Source organism: Exiguobacterium sp. s78 (assembly GCF_018618985.1).
GTDB lineage: Bacteria > Bacillota > Bacilli > Exiguobacteriales > Exiguobacteriaceae > Exiguobacterium_A > Exiguobacterium_A abrahamii.
This window is the reverse complement of the sequence record NZ_JACSNB010000001.1, coordinates 708638-728188: the sequence shown is the minus strand read 5'-3', so window position 1 is coordinate 728188 and position 19551 is coordinate 708638. Positions and strand designations below refer to the sequence as shown.

The following is a 19551-nucleotide window of genomic DNA, read 5'->3' as shown; positions in this document are numbered from 1 at the left end:
TATGTGTATGGCACATTTATTTGAATCCCAGTCACCTGCCGGACCGCTCGCAAATCGAATGCGTCCGCAGAATCTGGATGAAATCGTCGGACAACGCCATCTGATCGGAGAGACGACACTCCTGCGGCGTGCCATCTTAGCTGACCGTCTCGGAACCGTCATTTTTTACGGTCCACCCGGAACCGGTAAGACGACGCTCGCGCGTGTCATCTCCAGTTATACGAAATCAGCGTTCGAGCAATTGAACGCGGTCACAGCGAAACTGGAACAATTACGGGAAATTCTAAAAGCGGCCGAAGCCCGTCTTCAGTTCGATGATCAAAAAACGATTCTCTTTCTCGATGAGATCCATCGATTCAATAAGATGCAACAAGACGCCCTACTCCCGGCGCTTGAAGCAGGTACGATCACGTTGATCGGAGCGACGACTGAAAATCCGAGTTTTGAGGTCAATGCCGCTCTGTTATCGCGGGCAACGGTTTTCCGTTTCGAGCCCCCGACAGCAGACGATTTACGAATCGTCCTCGATCGAACCTTAAAGGACGAAGAGCGTGGTCTTGGCAAATATCCGATCACGATCACGGATGACGCGATCGATCATTACGTTAAGTTGTCAGACGGTGATTACCGGGCATTATTGAATGCGCTTGAACTTGCCGTCTTAACGACACCGGAAATCGATGGTCAGATCACGATCGATCTCGCTGTCGCCGAGGAATCGATTCAACAAAAAGCATTGAAGTACGATAAGGACGGCGATCGGCATTATGATGTCATCTCCGCCTTCATCAAATCGATTCGGGGTTCCGATCCCGACGCTGCGCTCTACTGGCTCGCTGTCATGATTGAAGCGGGCGAAAGTCCGCGCTTCATCGTACGGCGTCTCTACGTCCATGCGGCAGAAGACATCGGTCTGTCTGATCCGCAAGCGTTATTGATGGTCGATGCCTGTGCACGTGCGTGCGAGTACGTCGGTTTCCCTGAAGCAAGGATTCCGCTCGCTGAAACCGTCTTATATCTCGCGACGGCACCGAAATCGAATGCTGTCATCTCAGCGATCGATCAAGCATTGACACTCGTCCGTCGTTCAGACGGTGGTCCGGTACCGCCGCACTTGCGCGATGCCCATCATCCAGGGGCAGCAGCACTTGGAAATGGCGTCACCTATCAGTATCCGCACGACTTCGAACATGCCTATGTGCCACAGAATTACTGGCCGGAGAACCTTGCCCGGACAAAACCCGTCTTTTATCGTCCAAGCCCACGCGGTTTTGAGAAACAACTGCAAGCTCGACTTGATTTTTGGCACAAACAAACAGCCACACATCAGAAAAAGCGACCATAAGGTCGCTTTTTTTAACGAACGCGTTCGATCGTCACGCCGGCTTCACGGACGATCTCATTGATGACGTAGCTCGCTGCGATCAATCCACCAACTGATGGAACGAACGCATTCGAACTTGGCGGCATCTTTGCCTTACGAATTGCAGCCGCATCGTTTCCGACGACTTGACGGACTTCTTCGATGATCTTAACAGGCGGTTCATCAGAGAAGACGACAGGAACACCTTTATGAATACCGGCTTTCCGAAGTTTCGTCCGAATGACCTTCGCTAGCGGATCATAACTTGTATCTTTGATGTCAACGATCTTGATGCGTGTCGGATCCATCTTGTTCGCCATCCCCATGCTTGAGATGATTGGAATGTTACGTTTCTTACATTCCTGAATCAAGTGAATCTTGAACGAGACCGTATCCGATGCATCGATGACATAATCCGGTTGCTGTTCGAAGAACGACTCGAATGTCTCTTCATTGTAGAACATCTTCAAGCGAACGATTTCAAGATCCGGATTGATTAACGCAAGACGTTCTGCCATCGCATCGACCTTCGGTTGACCAACCGTCGGAAGCAAAGCATGGATTTGTCGGTTGACGTTCGTGATGTCGATATCGTCCTTATCGACAAGAATCAAACGACCTACACCACTGCGGGCAAGCGCTTCTGCTGAGAACGATCCAACACCACCGATACCCAGAATAGCGACGGACTTGGATGCCAATGCGTCAAGTCCAGTTTTACCGATTGCTAATTCATTACGCGAAAATTGATGTAACATCTCATAACCTCACAATACTCATACTGTTTTACTCGGAATTATATCATAAAAAAAAACGTCATGCGACGTGTCAAACAACAAAATAATAAGACGATGGGACCCGAAGTGCCGTGTCGATACCTTATTTTTGAACCTGCTGTGCAGGTGGGTGTCTTATCCGATTCCTATTCGTACGTCCTCCTGCTGTGTTACGAGGCATGTACTACTAGTTGGAACGTCAAACTCCCTATCAAAAAAGAGTGGCTCAAAGATAAAAGGCGGCTCTCGTACAATTCAGGAACCCCATCTGATGCATTTAATATAGCATCCTCCCCTCTGAAATGCAACTACTTCCCACTCCAGAAAAAGATGCTTTTTTCAGGTCCAATGTTTCGTGAAGTGTTGATTCGGATCATACCTTTGTTGTTGGAATGCGGGATCGAATCGTGGTGTGCGTGTTGCATTCCCGACACCCGCGATGAACGCCCAGTTCCCATAGTTCGAAGCGACATCATAGTCGATCAACTGCTGTTCGAAATATCGCGCTCCGATGCGCCAGTCCTGCTTTAATTCATGAATTAGATAACTGGCAACGATCTGCCTGCCGCGGTTCGACATCCATCCCGTCTCGCGAATCTCGTTCATGAAGGCGTCGACGAATGGCACACCGGTTTTTCCTTCTATCCAGCGTTCGACAGCTGCTTGGTCCGCCTTCCACGTGTATTGACCTTCTTGTAATCCGCTCGCACGGAACAGACGGCTTCCTGTCTCACGCATCGTCAAATGGAAGAAGTCACGCCATAACAGTTCGAAATACAACCAGTACGTCGATTCATTCGCTCCCTTTTTTCGCTCGGCTTCCTGCAATTCAGCCATGACGCGACGCGGCGAGAGTGATCCGTTCGCTAGCCAGGCAGACAGCTTCGAAGAATCATTTCGTAAGAACCCATTCCGTGTTTCTTTATAGGTGAATACAGGCTCAGCAAGGTATTCCTGAAGGCGCGCTCTCCCTGCTGACTCTCCACCACGGAACGGGAACGCGATTTCGGGATTCGCTTCGACCGATTCTTCTTTTACTAACTGAATACCGGTTGGTGGATCGAGTGGATCGTAGAAGGTCCCTTTCGCCTCGACACGTTTTCGAAATGCCGTAAAGACACGCTTTAATTCATCACTTCCGATATCTTCCCGTCGATGTAATGTCTGTGTCTCAAAAGAACGGACGGCATACTTGTCTTCGATATACTGTTCACTTGCCACTTCTTCTGTGCCGGTCATCTTATGGAAATAGACGGTATCATCCGCTTGCAGGTAAGAATCGAGTGTCTCAATTGTCTCCCCTTCTACTATATCTAACGTAATCCCGATTTGAGACAGATGACCCGCTAGGTTCTCTAGTGTCTCTTGTTCGAACCGTGCTTGTTGTGTACCTCTTTTAAAATCGCGTTTCTTTTGGTCTTTAACGTATACGGCACGAATGACGTCATGTTCTTCACACGCACTCCGAAGTGCCTCATGATCATCGACACGTAAATCATGACGATACCAAACGACTGCTCCCATATTGATCGACTCCCTTCTCCTTATACTATGACCCGACCAAGGTAGATAGAAAACCACTTGATGTGCCGATGAGGTTTTAAGACGTTGTTTTCGTGGAATATGATTAGTACAACAAATCAGAGGAGTGAATGAATCAATGGCAGCAAAACGCGGTAAACTCAGAACATTAATGACGCTCGTAACGACGGTTGGTCCAATCGTCTATAAATTCTATAAAAAACAGCAGTCGAAAAAATCAATCAACAATCCTAAATAAAAAATGGACGTCTCCTTATCGGAGCGTCCATTTTTTAACGTTTACTTACCCCTTCACTCGCCTCTACATAAAACCGCCATGGATAGGCTGTCGCTTCTCCTGCATTCGGAATACCGATCCGTGTCGTCTGGACGACCGCGTCGACTGAGTCAGCAACAAGTCGGAACCGTGCTTGATAGAGATCCTGACCTGAATCCGCTGTCGTGAGACCGAATCCTTGGCACAGTTTCGCCGGTCCATTGACGAGATTGCGTCGTTGCGCCGCCGTCAACTCTGCGTAGGAACAACCAAAACGACGTTCAGCGACGAGATCGTGCCCATTGATGATTTCCGCACCTCGTAGTAACAGTCCGTATCCTTCCCCTTCATGTCCACAAACGATATTCATGCAGTGATGCATACCATATGTGAAATACACATAGAGATGCCCCGGTGGACCGAACATCGGTGCCGTCCGTTTCGTTGGTTTTCCGGAAAACGAATGCGCTGCTTGATCGTGAGGACCGAGATAGGCTTCGACCTCGACGATCCGCATCGTCACCTCATCGACTGTGATCTGTGTTCCTAAGAAGTCTGGACCGACTTCAACCGGAGACCGTTCAAAAAAGTGTCGTTCCATCCGTTCATCCTCCTTCATGAAACAAGCGAATCTCCCATACCGGAAGATTCGCTTGTCGTATCTTAAGATTGTTTGACCGCTGTTCGAATCGAGAGATCGTTTAATTGTGCATCCGAGACTGGGCTTGGTGCTGCCGTCAACAGATCACTTGCTGATGCTGTTTTCGGGAAGGCAATCGTATCACGCAAGTTTGAACGTCCTGCGAGTAACATGACGAGACGGTCTAGACCAAGTGCGATCCCCGCATGTGGTGGTGTTCCGTATTCGAATGCTTCCATCAAGAAACCGAACTGCTCGTTTGCTTCTTCTTCTGTGAAGCCAAGCAACTTGAACATCCGCTCTTGGATATCCCGTTCGTAGATCCGTTGTGATCCACCGCCGAGCTCGTATCCGTTCAAGACGAGGTCATACGCGACGGCGAGGACTTTTCCAGGATCCGTCTCGAGCAATTCGAGATCTTCACGACGTGGCATCGTGAACGGGTGGTGGTTTGCGTAGAAACGACCATCTTCTTCTTCATACGTGACGAGCGGGAAGTCCGTCACCCAAAGGAAGTTGAAGACCGACTCATCAATCAAGTCTAGTTCCTTCGCTAACTTCTGACGGAGCGCACCTAAGCTGTCTGCTACGATCGATGCTTTTGCTGCGACGAACAACAATAAGTCGCCTGCTTCCGCATCTGTCGCCGCTGTCAGGCGAGCAGTTGCTTCTTCGTCGAAGAACTTCGCGATCGGACCGTTTAGTCCGTCTGCTGTCACTTTGACCCACGCGAGACCTTTTGCACCGTAGATTGCCGTGAATTCTTGTAACTTATCGATGTCTTTCCGCGAGAAGCGCTCAGCTGCACCTTTAACGTTCAATGCTTTGACTTCGCCACCAGCTTCAAGTGCCATGTCGAATACTTTGAATCCTGCACCTTTGACGGCTTCCGCGACATCGATCAATTCGAGACCGAAGCGTGTATCCGGCTTATCCGAACCATACCGGCTCATCGCTTCCGCATATGGCATCCGTGGGAACGGTGTCACGATATCTTTACCAAGCGTTTCCTTCATGACACGCGTCATCATCGATTCCATCATCGCATACAAGTCTTCGATGTCCATGAAGCTCGTCTCGATGTCGACTTGCGTGAATTCAGGTTGACGGTCTGCCCGTAAGTCTTCGTCACGGAAACACCGTGCAATTTGGAAGTACCGTTCAAAACCAGACACCATCAGCAATTGTTTGAACAATTGCGGTGATTGTGGCAAGGCATAGAACTCACCTGGGTGAACACGACTCGGAACGAGATAGTCACGTGCGCCTTCTGGTGTTGATTTCGTTAAGATTGGTGTCTCGACTTCCAAGAAGTCTTGCTCATCGAGGAAGTTCCGCATGATGTTCGATGCTTTCGAACGGAGACGGAATGTCTCTTGAAGCGACGGACGACGCAAGTCAAGATAACGATATTTAAGACGTAAATCTTCTGACGTCTGCTCTGCTTCTTCACTGATCGGGAATGGTGTCATCTTCGCTGCGTTCAAGATGACGACTTCATCCGCGACGACCTCGACTTGCCCAGTCGGGATGTTCAGGTTCGGATTCTCACGGGCGATGACGTGTCCTTTGATGTCGAGGACATACTCTGAACGAATCGATTCCGCAAGGCGATGTGCCTGCTCGTTTTCCGGTTGGAAGACGATTTGGACGATGCCACTCCGGTCGCGGAGATCAAGGAAGATCAATCCTCCTAAGTCACGTCGTTTTTGAACCCATCCTTTAAGTTGAACGTGTTGTCCGATGACTTCTTCTGTCACCTGACCGTTCATATGCGTGCGTCCGATCATTGTGCTTCCTCCTTTAATTTCGCGACGATCGTATCAGCGACTGCTGATAACGGAACGTCCGTCTGTTCCCCTGTAGCCATGTTCTTTAGCGCTGCTGCACCACGCTCAACTTCTTCATCCCCGAGGATGACCGTATAGCGTGCTTTCAAGCGATCGGCTGCCTTGAATTGTCCTTTGAACTTTCGACCGAGATAATCCCGATCCGCGACAAGTCCTTCGAGACGCATCAATTGTAAGAGACGTGTTGCTGTCTTTTCGACTTCGTCACTGCCTTGCGCGACGATGAAGACATCGATTTGATCATCGACTGGCGGTAAGACGTTCTCATTCTCAAGTGCCATCAATAAACGTTCGATGCCGATTCCGAATCCGATTCCCGGTGTTGCCGGTCCACCGATCTGTTCGACGAGACCGTTGTATCGTCCACCGCCACATAGTGTCGTGATTGCTCCGAAGCCTTCTGCTTCTGACATGATCTCGAACGCCGTGTGATTATAATAATCGATTCCGCGAACAAGCGTTGGATCAACGACATACTCGATGCCGAGTGCATCTAAGTGAAGCAATACTTCGTCGAAGTAAGCTTTTGATGCCGGGTTTAAGTAATCGAGAATTGATGGTGCTGTTGCCATGCTCGGGTGATCGCGGTCGACCTTACAGTCAAGGACACGAAGTGGATTCGTTTCGAGACGGTTCTGACAGTCCTGACATAACTCGTGAACGACCGGTTTGAAGTGATCGACAAGTGCTGCCCGGTGTGCGGCGCGACTTTCGTTATCCCCGAGTGTATTGATGACGAGCTTGAGGTGCTTCAATCCGAATGAACGGTAGATGCTCATCGCGAGACTGATGACTTCCGCATCGATCGCTGGTTGTTCACTACCAAGTGCCTCGACTCCATATTGGTGAAGCTGACGGAAACGACCTGCTTGCGGACGTTCATAACGGAACATCGGTCCAATGTAGAACAATTTCGTCGGTTGGTTCGGTGAACCGAACAGCTTGTTCGTCACGAATGAACGAACGACAGCAGCCGTTCCTTCTGGACGTAACGTCAACTGGTCTTTTCCGCGTTTCTCAAGCATGAACATTTCTTTTTGAACGATATCCGTCGTCTCACCAACGCCACGTTTGAAGAGTTCTGTCTCCTCAAAAATCGGCGTCCGGATTTCCTTATAGTTGTAACGCTTACTGATATCACGTAATTGTTGCTCGATGTACTGCCAGCGTTCGACTGTTCCTGGAAGGACATCAAACGTACCGCGTGGTAATTTCATCTCAAATTCCTCCTTTTTTGAATACAAAAAAGTCCTCGTCCGCAAAGGGACGAGAACTTGAAGATCCCGTGGTACCACCCTGGTTGTCAAATCACATTTGACCACTCGGTGCAGTTAACGCCTGCGTACGACCCTCCCTACTATCAGTTCAGGAAGATACCTCGGAAGGGTCTTTCATCGAGTTCGTCTGTTCGCCCTTCCAGCCAAGGGGCGACTCTCTAAGCAGACAAGGTCTTGATTACTCCTCTTCGTCTTCGGTCGTATGAATCATTTGGTTACGTCTAATATTGCCTCGTCTCTCGGTTCCTGTCAAGCGTTTGCTTCTTTTTCAAGAATCAATGTCACCGGTCCATCATTGACGAGCGCGATATCCATCATCGCACCGAACTGACCTGTCTCGACCGTCAGTCCTTGCGCACGAAGACGTTCATTGAACGCTTCATACAATTCGTTGGCAAGATCCGGTTTCGCTGCTTCCGTGAACGCTGGGCGACGTCCTTTTTTGACATCACCATACAACGTGAACTGCGAGACGGATAGAATCTGACCGTCGACATCTTGCAACGAGCGGTTCATCCGTTCTTCTTCATCTTCAAACACGCGGAGTCCTGCGATTTTATCAGCTAACCAGTTCACCTGATCGATCGTGTCTTCGTGCGTGACACCGACAAGCAAGAGAAAACCTTGCTTGATTTGACCGATGACCTCCTGATCGACTGTGACACTTGCTTCTTTGACTCGTTGTAATACGACTCGCATGACTCATCCGCTCCTTACGTCATCATGACGCGATGCACAGCATACACGTCAGAGATTTGTTTGATCCGATCGACGACTTTTTGTAAATGGTTGACGTTGTTGATCGCGATCGTCATCGTGATTTTGGCTTGTTTACTGTCGTCGCCTTTCCCGCTGACGGCAACAATGTTCGTATTCGTCGCAGATACCGACTGCAGGACATCGTTCAATAATCCAGCCCGGTCGAATCCAGAAATTTCGATTTCGACGTTATAACTCTTAACGGCTTTGCCTTCGTGTTCCCACTCGACTTCGAGCAAGCGTTCTGGATTTTGTTCATGAATGACGTTCAAACAATCCGTCCGGTGAATCGAGACACCCCGTCCACGTGTGATGTACCCGACGATATCGTCCCCTGGTACTGGATTACAACAACGACTCATGCGAACGAGCATGTTATCGATTCCTTTGACACGAACACCTTCTGGATTTTCCTTCTTCGGACGATCAAACGTCTTCATCTCACTGATCGCTTCGTTCAGTTCAAGATTTTTAGATTCTTTGTCTTTGCGTAACTTTTCCGTCAATTTATGAGCGACTTGGGCAGCTGTCAGACCATGATACCCAACGGCAGCATACATGTCTTCTTCTTGCGCGAAGTTGAACTTCCGCGTCACGTCTTCGAGCGTCTTCTCATTGATGACTTCCTTCGGCTCGAATCCGAGTTTCTTGACTTCTGCTTCGATCAGTTCCCGTCCTTTAGAGACGTTCTCTTCGCGTTGCTGACGTTTGAACCATTGACGGATCTTGTTCTTCGCCTGACTCGACACACAAATCTTGAGCCAGTCCTTACTTGGACCATAGCTGTGTTTTGATGTGACGATTTCAATGATGTCACCTGTCTTCAGCTTATAATCAATCGGTACCATCCGTCCGTTGACTTTCGCTCCGATCGTCCGGTGACCGATCTCTGTATGAATCCGGTAGGCATAATCAATCGGAACAGAGCCTTTCGGCAATTCGATGACGTCGCCTTTTGGTGTAAAGACGTACAACATGTCACTAAAGAAGTCGACTTTGACCGATTCCATGAATTCTTCAGCATCCGCCGTATCCTTCTGCAACTCAAGGATTTCCCGGAAATGGGCAATCTTATCCTCAAAGCCTGATTTCGCTTCCTGTTCCTTACCTTCTTTATACGCCCAGTGAGCGGCAATCCCGTACTCGGCAATAAAGTGCATGTCCCGTGTCCGAATTTGGACCTCGAGCGGCTCGCCTTTCGGTCCGATGACCGTCGTATGCAGCGATTGATACATGTTCGGCTTCGGCATCGCGATATAATCCTTGAAACGTCCCGGCATCGGTTTATATTGCGTATGAATGATTCCGAGAACAGCGTAACAGTCCTTGATTGAATCGACGATGATGCGTACAGCCATCAAGTCATAGATTTCACTGAACTCTTTTTTCGAGTTTTGCATCTTGTTATAAATGGAATAGATATGCTTCGGACGTCCATCGACTTCCGCTGCGATTTGTACATCATCAAGTACTTCGTTGACCTCTTCGATGACCGAACTGACGAGCGCTTCGCGTTCCGTCCGTTTTTGTTTCATCATTGAGACAATCCGGTAGTACTGTTGTGGATTGATATAACGCAAACTGATGTCTTCGAGTTCCCACTTGATCGTCGAGATCCCGAGACGATGCGCAAGCGGTGCAAAGATTTCGAGCGTCTCTTCTGCCTTTTGCACCTGTTTTTCCTTGACCATATGCTGCAACGTTCGCATGTTGTGCAGACGGTCAGCTAGTTTGATCAAGATGACGCGAATGTCTTCTGCCATCGCGATGAACATCTTCCGGTGGTTTTCAGCCAATTCTTCGCGTTTCGATTTATATTTGATTTTCCCGAGTTTCGTGACGCCGTCAACGAGCATCGCGACGTCGGGTCCGAATCGTTCCGTTAATTCTTCGAGTGTAATGTCCGTATCTTCGACGACATCATGAAGAAGCGCAGCGACAATCGTCGTTGCATCCAAACCAATATCGACTAAGATACCGGCAACTTGTACCGGATGAATGATGTAAGGTTCCCCAGAACGGCGGAATTGCCCATCATGTTCGTCTTTCGCGAATTGGTAAGCCCGTTCGATGTCTTTGACTTCAGCTTGCGTCATGTATTCCGCACATCGAGCGAGAAGGTCTTCTACATTTACGATTTGTTTGTTTGTCATCCCTTTTCCTCACCCAGTCCCCGGGATCGTCTGCAACGGAATCCCTAATATATAGTTCTTATTATCGTGAAATCTTGAGAAGATGTCAAAATAAAAAGAAATACCCCCTTGGTCACCATGTACCAAGAGAGTATATATGCTTTAGTCTTCGTAGCGAATCAATGAGAGAATGTCGTATCCTTCGAGTTTCTCACGTCCACCAAGACCATCGAGTTCAATCAAGAATCCGATTCCGGCAACCGTTCCGCCTAATTTTTCAATCATTTGGATCGTCGCTTCGATCGTACCACCTGTTGCAAGCAAGTCGTCAAGGATGACGACGCGTTGTCCTGGTTGAATCGCATCTTCATGCATCGTCAAGACGTCTTTTCCGTACTCAAGACCATACTCGACACGGACTGTCTCACGTGGTAATTTTCCTTCTTTACGGACAGGTACGAATCCGATCTCCATCGCGTAAGCGGCTGGGCAACCAACGACGAATCCACGTGCTTCTGGACCCGCGATGACATCAGCACCTTTACTGCGTGCATATTCGACGAGTGCATCAACCGATTGTTTGTACACTGGTCCGTTCTGCATGAGTGATGTGATGTCTTTGAAACTGATTCCTTCTTTCGGCCAGTTTTCGACCTCTTTTATATGCTGTTTGAACTCCATGTCTTTTCCTCCTGCTTCGCCGCTTCTACCAAAGTATCAAAACGCTCTTTCAACTGAGCGAGTGACGAATAAATGTATTGTTGCTCGAGCTCTTGACGCGCTTCATGACGCTGGTACGTCGGAGCTTCCGTCAGATCTCGTTTTGCAGCATTTGGGTTCACACCCGGCAGCCCGTCCTCCATTGTAACAAGAAAATCAAGTTCCGAGAATACCGAATGCATAAAGTTAATCGATCGTTTCGTCCATTTTCGCGATTTCGACAAACGTACGAGACCAATCCGGAGCTCGTCACGTGGACATTTCGCGAAATACTGGAAGTAATGCTTGAAGTCCTCGCGCGATGGAATCGTCTCGAAATAATAGCCCTCGTCCTTAAAGGCACAATAAATCCGCTCTGCCTGTTGGACGTATGGATAAAATGCCGCTTCTTCTTCCGGTAGATCAAGGAAAACGATATTTTGACGAATCGGTCCGTTCAACGGACGTTCCGCGTACTTCTCCTTCACCTCATCAGTAAAGGCAACGAATGTCGTCGTCTCATGTGGTAACGCGAATAGTTCGCTCAGAGGTCGCTTACCCCCACGGTAATCGAACACTTGAACATCTTCGACAGCGACATCTTGAATCATCAATTGTGGTTTACGGAACCCATTCCATTCATTGATGTTCAGACTGCCCATCAAGTGAATCTCGGATAAAGTCGAGACTTCATCGACAAGGTCGCCGAAGCCGAAGCCGATTGCATCGAGTTCCTTTCCGTCGCCTGATAATAGTGCTTTGACATGCGTCAAATCACGACCGATCCGTTTCATGTCACGAATCTTCGCCTGCTCGATGACGATTCGTGGCGCAGGATTTCCCATCCCGAAAGGCGCGAGTCGCTGAATATCTTCAATCAACTGAATCGAGACATCACTGACCTGTAGACGTAGATCCACATCGATCGTCGCGATGAAGGCATCGTCCGGCAACGTACTTGCTTGTTCATTCAAACGTTGACGTAACGCCTCGACGTCATCGGAAGAGAGCGTCATGCCGGCAGCAGCCGGATGTCCTCCGAAATGCGGCAAGATATCTTCACATTTCGTGAGTTCAGCGAATAAATCAAAGGCTGGAATCGATCGTCCAGAACCCTTCGCTGTTCCTTTTTCAGCATCATGACACAGCATGATGACGGGACGATGGTATTTTTCAACGAGTCGCGAGGCGACGATCCCGACGACACCTGGATTCCAATCTGCCGCATCGACGACGAGTACGCGGTCATCTTTAAAACGTTCTTCGACAAGCGCCGTTGCTTCCTCCGCAATCTGCTTGACGATATCTTGACGTTGTTTATTTTGTTGGTCGAGTTGTTTCGCGAGATGAAGTGCCTCATCTTTGCTTTCCGCTAGTAACATCTCAAGCGCTGGCATCGCCGAATCCAGACGACCTGCCGCATTGATCCGCGGACCGAATGCAAATCCGACTGATTCTTCCGTCAGTTCGTCTTCCGTCAAACTACAAACGTCACGTAATGCAAGGATACCCGGACGTTCACTCGCATTCAGCGCCTCGATGCCTCGTATCGCAAGCAACCTGTTCTCTCCGACGAGCGGCACAAGATCGGCAATCGTTCCGAGCACCGCAAGATCGAGTAACTCGACGGGTTCACGGTCAAGGAGTGCATGTGCGACTTTAAAGGCAACTCCTGCTCCAGCAAGTTTTGAGAATGGATAATCTGAGTCGACACCCGGATGAATTAAGGCAAAGGCATCAGGTAACGTTTCTTTGGCTTCATGGTGATCGGTAATGATTAAGTCGACACCGAGTTCCTTGAGGACATCTGCTTCGTGGATGCCGGAAATGCCACAGTCTACGGTGATGACGAGACTAAACCCTTCTTCCGCCGCCCAGCGAAACGCTGCTTCGTTCGGTCCATAGCCTTCCGTGAAACGGTTCGGGATGTAGCACTCTGCCATCCCCCCGATTTCGATCAAGGCATGCCAGAGAATCGCAGCGGAACTCACCCCATCGACATCATAATCACCGTAAATCAAAATCATTTCGCCTTCGTTGACGGCACGTTGAATCCGTTCAACGACTTTCGGCATATCCTTAAAGGTAAATGGATCATGGAATGCCATCTGATCCGTCTCTAAAAAATCACGGGCTGCTTCACGAGTCGTGAATCCCCGTTGGACAAGTAGTTGTGCGACGTGCGGTGAGATTGTGCCATCCGCCGTCAATTGTTCGATCTGTTCTGAATCGATGACTTTATCAAGCCATGTTTTTTTAGCATGGTACATCTCTAACCCTCCAATCAACTTCCCCATTATAATAGAAAATCCGCACCAGCGATAGCTGATGCGGATACTCTTTTAAGAAGCGCGTTTTGTGCGACCAAGTGTCCGACCTTTCATCACAAGCCAGAGCTGCGCGGCGATGAAGATCGAAGAATACATTCCCATGATCAACCCGACAAGCAGGGCAAGACTGAATCCGCGGATCGCTTCGCTACCGAAGATGTAGAGTGCTGCTGCTGTCATGACGACCGTGACGACGGTATTGATCGAGCGGATGATCGTCTGTTGGATTGATTCATTGACGATATGCGCCAATTCATCAAACGAGACTTTCCGACCACCTTTTTCAGCGAGTCCGAGATTTTCTCGTACCCTGTCGAACGTAACGATCGTATCGTTGACGGAATACCCGATGATCGTCAGGATCGCCGCGATGAAGTACAAGTTGACTTCGATCTGGAACAGCGAGAAGAATGCCACGATCATCAACGCATCATGTAGCAATGCGAGTACTGTCGCAATTCCGTATAACGGTTGGAATCGGAACGAGACGTAGATGACGATCCCGAGTGACGCGAGCAAGACGGCATAAATCGCGTTACGCGCGATTTCTTGACCAACTTGAGCGGAAACCGTCGAGATGCTCGGTTCCTTATCATACTGCGCTTCAATCGTTTGTTTCATTTCAGAAATTTGATCCTGACTAAATTCACCAACGAACGTGACGTTCGCTAACTTTCCGCCTTGAGCGAACTGAATGCCATCGATTTCTTCCGCATCGATTCCGGCATCTTCAATGACGGAGCGAACGTCCGCTTCCTTAATTTGATTCTCAGAAGAAATCTCGACGCGAGTTCCTTGCGTGAAGTCGATACCAAGGTTCAGACCACGGAACGACAACAAGAGTACAGAAACGATGACAAGCGCGATCGTGATCGCGAAATAAATTTTTCGATGTTTGATGTAATCGAATTTCGTAGGATTAAAGCTCACGGATTTCACTCTCCTTTACACCGAACCATGATTTCTTCTTATCGAACCATCGGCTACTGACAAGGAGTTGCATCAGGTAACGTGAGACAAAGACGTTCGTGACGAACGTGACGGCGATCGAAACCATCAACATGATGGCGAATCCTTTGACCGTACTTGTACCAAAGTAGTACAACACGCCAGCAGAGATCAACGTCGTCAAGTTGGCATCAAGAATCGTACCGAATGAACGACGGTTACCAGCTTTGAATGCAGACAAGACGGATTTTCCACTTCGTAATTCATCCTTGATTCGCTCAGCGGTGATGATGTTCGCATCGACCGCCATCCCGACTCCAAGAACGAGTGCCGCGATCCCCGGTAACGTGAGGACGGCGTTGATCCCGTTAAAGAAGATCATGACAAGATAGATGTAGAACAGCAACGTGATGATGGATACGAATCCAGAGATCCGGTAGAACAGTAGCATGAACAAGAAGACAGCGGCTACACCAATTGCTGACGCGAAGAGCGTCTGATCGAGTGCGTCCTGTCCAAAAGCAGCAGAGACCGACGTCGAGTAGATTTCCTCGAGTTTGACCGGTAATGCACCGGCGTTCAAGATCGACGACAATTGTTTCCCGTACTCGGCATCGATATCGCCACCGGAAATGATCGCTTTATCCGAATTGATCGGTTGTGTGACCGATGCATCTGATACGATCTTTGAATTCGCTTTTTGAATTTCTTTTTCATACGAATCGCCTTTCTCGTAATCGAGCCAGATGACGAGACGATTCGCAGGTGGTTGCATTTGTGAGACTTGTTGTGTCACTTCATAGAATTTCTCTTTTGATTTCATCGTCAACTCGACGAGTGGTTCATTCGTGTTTGGATCATACCCGACTTTTGCCCCTTTGGCTTTTAAGTCTGATCCATCCAGCAACAACTTATCGTTGATGTCACGGAATGACAACTGTGCTGTCGAAGATAAGATTTGACGCGCTTCCGTCTGATCCTTGACGCCAGCAAGCTGGACACGAATCCGGTTATCGCCTTCGATCCGGATGTCCGGTTCAGAGACACCGAGGACGTTGACACGGTTCTCGATTGCCGTCAGCGTCGCACTCATCGCATTTTGATCGATGACGTCTCCTTCTTTCAGCGGTTGTACTTCATACAAGACTTCGAAGCCACCCTTAAGGTCAAGGCCGAGCTTCGTATCCTTCAACAACCATGACGATGTCGTACCGATCAGTACGAGCAACGCGATGACGACGATGAAGAATGTGGCAAGTTTCCCTTTCTTGATCATGCTACATTGTCCTTTCTCTAGTTCCCAGTATATTTTCAGACAACTTTGTTCTCCTATCCTAGCTTACAAAAGAAATGGTAATCTTAGCAAACGTTTTTCTCATATATAAACAGAAAAGACGCTCCGGAATCCGGAAAGCGCCTTTTCAATGCCTTATTCGACAGTTTCGTCGTCCATGACAGTCGTTGATTTTTTCGTCACTTCTGCGACAGCACTTCGGTTGAATGTCAATTGTGCATTACCTGACTTCAATGTCACCGTCATGTCGTCAACTTTTTGGACAACCCCGTGAAGACCACCGATCGTAACGATCGAGTCGCCGCGTGAGAGTTCATTTTGCATCTGACGCACTTGCTTCTGGCGTTTGTTCTGTGGACGGATCAACAAGAAATAGAACACCACGAAGATCAAGATCATCGGGAGGAATGTGATTAAGCCTTCCATCTGATTCAGCTCCTTTTATCATTCAAATCACGTTCATTATACCGTGAAAGAATTGATTTGTCAGACGATTTGTTAGAAATTCTTTGCGTTCGGTAAATTGTAACCGTATTCTTCAAAGAATTCTTCCTTGAAATCAAGTAGACGATCCTCACGAATCGCTTGGCGAACGCCTTCCATCAACTTGACGAGGAAGTGAAGATTGTGTGTCGAACAAAGATGCAGACCGAACGTTTCTTGCGCACGAATCAAGTGATGGATGTACGAACGCGAGTAGTTCTTACACGCGTAGCAATCACATTTCTCGTCGAGCGGACGGAAATCACGTGCATACTTCGCATTCCGGACGACGAGCCGTCCTTGTGATGTCATCAACGTACCGTTTCGTGCGATCCGTGTCGGTAAGACACAGTCGAACATATCGATTCCGCGGATTGCGCCTTCAATCAATGCGTCCGGTGAACCGACGCCCATCAAATAACGTGGTTTGTCTTCCGGCATGAGTGGTGTCGTGAATTCGAGCGCACGGTACATGACGTCTTTTGGCTCTCCGACCGATAGACCACCGACCGCATAACCCGGGAAATCAAGGGCAACGAGATCTTTTGCACTTTGACGACGTAAGTCTTCGTATTCTCCACCTTGGATGATACCGAACAGCGCTTGATCGTGTGGACGTTCATGCGCAGCAAGACAACGTTCCGCCCATCGGCTTGTCCGTTCGACGGATGCTTTCATGTACTCGTGAGAAGCTGGGTACGGTGGGCACTCGTCAAACGCCATCATGATATCTGAACCGAGTGCATTCTGGATTTCCATCGCTTTTTCCGGTGACAAGAACAATTTGTCCCCGTTCAAGTGGTTACGGAAATGAACGCCCTCCTCGGAGATGTTACGGAGATCAGCAAGTGAGAAGACTTGGAAACCACCTGAGTCCGTCAGAATCGCGCCATCCCAGTTCATGAATTTATGCAGACCGCCCGCTTCCTTGATGACATCATGTCCTGGACGAACCCAGAGGTGATACGTGTTCGCGAGGATGATGTTCGCGTTCATGTCCTTGATTTGTTCCGGTGCCATCGTCTTGACCGTCGCTTGCGTTCCAACCGGCATGAAGACCGGTGTCTCGAAACTACCGTGCGGCGTGTGGACGATTCCTAACCGCGCTCCGGATTGTTTACATGTTTTGATATGTTCGTATGTTACCGCGTGTTTTGTCATTAGTTTCGTTCCTCTCTCGTTAAGAACATCGCATCACCAAAGCTAAAGAAACGATAGCCGTTTGCAACTGCTTCTTCGTAGGCATGTAGAATGTGTTCCCGTGTCGATAACGCGGACACGAGCATGATCAATGTTGATTTCGGTAAGTGGAAGTTCGTGATCAGACCATCAATCCCTTTGACTTCCTGACCCGGGAAGATGAAGATGTCCGTCCAGCCCGTTGCTTCGACGAAGTCGCCATGGTCGCGAATGACGGTTTCAAGAGTCCGTGTCGATGTCGTTCCGACCGCGATGATCCGTCCGCCTTGTTTTCTCGTTTCACGCAGCAGAGCTGCTGAACTTTCCGGCAGTTCGTAGTACTCACTGTGCATCTTGTGACTATCGACGTCGTCGACCGAGACAGGACGGAATGTGCCAAGTCCGACATGTAGCGTCAACGGTGCGATCTGGACGCCCTTCGCTTTTAATGCTTCAAGCAATTCCGGCGTGAAATGAAGCCCGGCTGTTGGTGCTGCAGCACTTCCGCGTTCGCGAGCGTAGACCGTCTGATAACGATCTTGATCCTCGAGTTGTTCATGAATGTATGGTGGCAGTGGCATCGTTCCGAGTTGGTCGAGCACTTCATAGAAAATGCCGTCATAGAAAAACTTCAGGATTCGTCCCCCGTCTTCAAGTGCTTCGACACACTCAGCACGGAGTAATCCGTCACCAAACGACAAAATCGTTCCTGGTTTGACGCGTTTTGCCGGTTTCGCAAGTGTTTCCCAAACATCGTCACTCGTTTGCTTCAAGAGTAACAATTCGATCTTCCCACCCGTCTCTTCCTTCACACCAAAGAGACGTGCCGGTAAGACTTTTGTATCATTGATGACGAGTGTATCGCCCTCCCGGAAGTGGTCGACGATATCATGGAAGTGCTGATGCTGAATCGCACCTGTGTCCCGATCGAGAACCATCAATTTCGAACTCGTCCGGTCGAGCAATGGCACTTGAGCAATTTGTTCTTCTGGTAAATGAAAATCAAATAAGTTTACATCCATTGGTTCAATTTCCTTCTTTCAGTCCTAAATGTTGGCGAGCGAACGGTGTTAAGACACGTCCTCGCGGAGTACGTTGTAAAAATCCTTGTTGCAGTAGATATGGTTCATATACATCCTCGATCGTCTGCGCATCTTCACCAATCGTTGCAGCGATTGTCTCGAGACCTACCGGACCACCGGCAAACCGTTCTGCAAGCGATCGAAGTAAACGATGGTCGACATCGTCGAGTCCAAGCGCATCGACATGCAAGCGATCAAGCGCACTTGTCGCGAGCACGGCATCGATCTCGGTTTGATGGGCGACTTGAGCAAAATCACGGACACGCCGTAACAACCGGTTCGCGACACGTGGTGTTCCACGTGAACGAAGCGCGATGGCTTCTGCTGCAAGACGATCCGCTTCGAATCCGAACAATCGTGACGTCCGGGTCACGATAGCAGACAACTCTGACATCGTATAATATTCAAGCTTCAGCGTCACGCCAAAACGATCGCGGAGCGGTGCCGATAGCATCCCCGCACGTGTCGTCGCTCCGACGAGCGTAAACGGTGGTAAATCAATTCGGACACTGCGTGCGAGTTCCCCTTGACCGATGACGATATCGAGACAATAATCCTCCATCGCCGGATACAGAATCTCTTCGATTGATCGACTCAATCGATGAATCTCGTCGATGAACAGAACATCACCCGGTTCCAGTGATGAGAGAATAGCAGCTAAATCACCCGGTCGTTCAATCGCAGGACCGGCTGTCGTCTTGATGCCGACTCCCATCTCGTTTGCGATGATTGTCGCAAGCGTCGTCTTCCCGAGACCCGGAGGACCATAGAGAAGAACGTGATCGAGTGTTTCCTGACGAATTTTTGCCGCCTCGATGAAGACACTTAAATTTCCTTTTGCTTTCTCCTGCCCGATATATTGCTCGAGCGTCTGAGGACGCAGACTCCACTCTTCTTGATCTTCCGCATGGGCGGATTCTGACAAAATGCGCTCTTCCATG

At 49.0% G+C, this 19551-nt stretch carries 14 protein-coding genes, 1 other RNA gene, 1 pseudogene and 1 other annotated feature; of the genes and pseudogenes, 1 reads left to right on the top strand and 15 read right to left on the bottom strand.

The genetic code is table 11. The features are described from left to right. Positions 1 to 7: 7 nt before the first annotated feature. Complete coding sequence (locus tag KNQ18_RS03545) at positions 8 to 1345, top strand: replication-associated recombination protein A (protein WP_215083855.1); 1338 nt, start codon at positions 8 to 10, stop codon at positions 1343 to 1345. A gap of 11 nt (positions 1346 to 1356) precedes the next feature. On the opposite strand, the gene KNQ18_RS03540 is transcribed toward KNQ18_RS03545, so the two are convergent. From KNQ18_RS03540 to ruvB, 15 genes and pseudogenes are all read right to left on the bottom strand, one after another. Beyond that, a complete protein-coding gene (locus tag KNQ18_RS03540; protein ID WP_023468920.1) occupies positions 1357 to 2121 on the bottom strand; it encodes a tRNA threonylcarbamoyladenosine dehydratase in 765 nt (254 codons plus the stop codon). A 93-nt stretch (positions 2122 to 2214) separates the two neighbouring features. Next, positions 2215 to 2404: non-coding RNA, 6S RNA (gene ssrS, locus KNQ18_RS03535), on the bottom strand. Positions 2405 to 2478: 74 nt separating this feature from the next. Further along, a complete protein-coding gene (locus tag KNQ18_RS03530; protein WP_215083854.1) occupies positions 2479 to 3663 on the bottom strand; it encodes a DASH family cryptochrome in 1185 nt (394 codons plus the stop codon). A gap of 290 nt (positions 3664 to 3953) precedes the next feature. Continuing rightward, positions 3954 to 4538, bottom strand: a complete 585-nt coding sequence (locus KNQ18_RS03525; protein ID WP_215083853.1) for a DNA-3-methyladenine glycosylase — start codon at positions 4536 to 4538, stop codon at positions 3954 to 3956. Positions 4539 to 4600: 62 nt separating this feature from the next. Further along, positions 4601 to 6367 carry an aspartate--tRNA ligase gene (gene aspS / locus KNQ18_RS03520; RefSeq protein WP_215083852.1) on the bottom strand — a complete coding sequence of 589 codons (1767 nt, stop codon included), beginning with the start codon at positions 6365 to 6367 and terminating at the stop codon, positions 4601 to 4603. Further along, entirely contained in the window at positions 6364 to 7644 is a 1281-nt protein-coding gene (gene hisS, locus KNQ18_RS03515; protein WP_064299563.1) for a histidine--tRNA ligase, read from the bottom strand. Before hisS ends, aspS begins: the two co-directional genes overlap by 4 nt. A 42-nt stretch (positions 7645 to 7686) precedes the next feature. Then, positions 7687 to 7908: a binding site (T-box leader), on the bottom strand. A gap of 45 nt (positions 7909 to 7953) precedes the next feature. Beyond that, positions 7954 to 8403, bottom strand: a complete 450-nt coding sequence (dtd, locus tag KNQ18_RS03510; RefSeq protein WP_058713802.1) for a D-aminoacyl-tRNA deacylase — start codon at positions 8401 to 8403, stop codon at positions 7954 to 7956. Positions 8404 to 8417: 14 nt separating this feature from the next. Further along, positions 8418 to 10616 (bottom strand): RelA/SpoT family protein, encoded by a 2199-nt coding sequence (locus KNQ18_RS03505; RefSeq protein WP_023468927.1) that lies wholly within the window; start codon positions 10614 to 10616, stop codon positions 8418 to 8420. Positions 10617 to 10757: 141 nt separating this feature from the next. After that, positions 10758 to 11276, bottom strand: a complete 519-nt coding sequence (locus KNQ18_RS03500) for an adenine phosphoribosyltransferase (RefSeq protein WP_214771006.1) — start codon at positions 11274 to 11276, stop codon at positions 10758 to 10760. Beyond that, positions 11255 to 13564, bottom strand: a complete 2310-nt coding sequence (recJ, locus tag KNQ18_RS03495; RefSeq protein WP_214805229.1) for a single-stranded-DNA-specific exonuclease RecJ — start codon at positions 13562 to 13564, stop codon at positions 11255 to 11257. Before recJ ends, KNQ18_RS03500 begins: the two co-directional genes overlap by 22 nt. Before the next feature lie 72 nt (positions 13565 to 13636). Beyond that, positions 13637 to 15848 (bottom strand): annotated as a pseudogene (secD, locus tag KNQ18_RS17235) (protein translocase subunit SecD). A 153-nt stretch (positions 15849 to 16001) separates the two neighbouring features. After that, positions 16002 to 16292 (bottom strand): preprotein translocase subunit YajC, encoded by a 291-nt coding sequence (gene yajC, locus KNQ18_RS03480; protein WP_029342244.1) that lies wholly within the window; start codon positions 16290 to 16292, stop codon positions 16002 to 16004. 72 nt (positions 16293 to 16364) lie between these two features. Continuing rightward, the gene (gene tgt, locus KNQ18_RS03475) at positions 16365 to 17510 is read right to left on the bottom strand and encodes a tRNA guanosine(34) transglycosylase Tgt (RefSeq protein ID WP_029342245.1); all 1146 of its coding nucleotides are present in this window, start codon (positions 17508 to 17510) and stop codon (positions 16365 to 16367) included. Continuing rightward, positions 17510 to 18550 carry a tRNA preQ1(34) S-adenosylmethionine ribosyltransferase-isomerase QueA gene (queA, locus tag KNQ18_RS03470; protein WP_215083851.1) on the bottom strand — a complete coding sequence of 347 codons (1041 nt, stop codon included), beginning with the start codon at positions 18548 to 18550 and terminating at the stop codon, positions 17510 to 17512. Before queA ends, tgt begins: the two co-directional genes overlap by 1 nt. 4 nt (positions 18551 to 18554) lie before the next feature. Further along, on the bottom strand, positions 18555 to 19550 hold the full coding sequence (gene ruvB / locus KNQ18_RS03465) for a Holliday junction branch migration DNA helicase RuvB (RefSeq protein WP_023468935.1): 996 nt from the start codon (positions 19548 to 19550) through the stop codon (positions 18555 to 18557). Position 19551: the final 1 nt, after the last annotated feature.

Excerpts from the sequence above, each read along its gene's own strand:
- KNQ18_RS03505 (WP_023468927.1), bottom strand. The coding sequence starts at position 10,616 with ATGACAAACAAACAAATCGTAAATGTAGAAGACCTTCTCGCTCGATGT.
- KNQ18_RS03545 (WP_215083855.1), top strand. The coding sequence starts at position 8 with ATGGCACATTTATTTGAATCCCAGTCACCTGCCGGACCGCTCGCAAAT.
- yajC (WP_029342244.1), bottom strand. The coding sequence starts at position 16,292 with ATGGAAGGCTTAATCACATTCCTCCCGATGATCTTGATCTTCGTGGTG.
- KNQ18_RS03525 (WP_215083853.1), bottom strand. The coding sequence starts at position 4,538 with ATGGAACGACACTTTTTTGAACGGTCTCCGGTTGAAGTCGGTCCAGAC.
- aspS (WP_215083852.1), bottom strand. The coding sequence starts at position 6,367 with ATGATCGGACGCACGCATATGAACGGTCAGGTGACAGAAGAAGTCATC.
- KNQ18_RS03530 (WP_215083854.1), bottom strand. The coding sequence starts at position 3,663 with ATGGGAGCAGTCGTTTGGTATCGTCATGATTTACGTGTCGATGATCAT.
- dtd (WP_058713802.1), bottom strand. The coding sequence starts at position 8,403 with ATGCGAGTCGTATTACAACGAGTCAAAGAAGCAAGTGTCACAGTCGAT.
- tgt (WP_029342245.1), bottom strand. The coding sequence starts at position 17,510 with ATGACAAAACACGCGGTAACATACGAACATATCAAAACATGTAAACAA.
- hisS (WP_064299563.1), bottom strand. The coding sequence starts at position 7,644 with ATGAAATTACCACGCGGTACGTTTGATGTCCTTCCAGGAACAGTCGAA.
- ruvB (WP_023468935.1), bottom strand. The coding sequence starts at position 19,550 with ATGGAAGAGCGCATTTTGTCAGAATCCGCCCATGCGGAAGATCAAGAA.
- KNQ18_RS03540 (WP_023468920.1), bottom strand. The coding sequence starts at position 2,121 with ATGTTACATCAATTTTCGCGTAATGAATTAGCAATCGGTAAAACTGGA.
- queA (WP_215083851.1), bottom strand. The coding sequence starts at position 18,550 with ATGGATGTAAACTTATTTGATTTTCATTTACCAGAAGAACAAATTGCT.
- KNQ18_RS03500 (WP_214771006.1), bottom strand. The coding sequence starts at position 11,276 with ATGGAGTTCAAACAGCATATAAAAGAGGTCGAAAACTGGCCGAAAGAA.
- recJ (WP_214805229.1), bottom strand. The coding sequence starts at position 13,564 with ATGTACCATGCTAAAAAAACATGGCTTGATAAAGTCATCGATTCAGAA.